Here is a 415-nt window from a genome sequence, read left to right as displayed (position 1 = left end):
TGACGGTCCTCGCCGAAATGTCAGCGAATCCGGCGATCATGTGCGCCAACCGCGTGACGTTCTCCGGATCGGAGAAGAGCGAGCCGGCGCGCCACCGCTTCGACGGCAGCACACGTTCCGTCCGGCCACCCACCGAGTCGACCGCCATCAGGTGCGTCTTGGTCCCGCCGATGTCGGCGCCAACGGCGACCGTATCCGCGTTGGTCCTCTCGGTCTGGCTCGTGTCCTCGCCGAACGCCGGCTCACGGTCCGTGCTGGGCATCAGGTATGTCTCCTGTATGTTGCGTCTGGCGCATCGCAGTCCACGCCGCCCTCGGTGACGACGATGTGCCGGGTGAACGATCGGGCATACCGGGAGGAAGGCGAGGGCGCTGGGCCGTATACAGAGTCGGTAAGCGCTTGCCCCCGGTCTGAA

At 66.5% G+C, this 415-nt stretch carries 1 pseudogene; it reads right to left on the bottom strand.

The features are described 5' to 3' along the window. A pseudogene (locus ELR45_RS15550) lies at positions 1-262 on the bottom strand (hypothetical protein); the annotation flags it as partial. Positions 263-415 lie beyond the last annotated feature (153 nt).

Source organism: Phytoactinopolyspora endophytica, from assembly GCF_004138495.1.
GTDB classification, from domain to species: domain Bacteria; phylum Actinomycetota; class Actinomycetes; order Jiangellales; family Jiangellaceae; genus Phytoactinopolyspora; species Phytoactinopolyspora endophytica.
The sequence above is the reverse complement of the archived record's forward strand: the minus strand, read 5'-3'. Positions and strand labels throughout refer to the sequence as shown.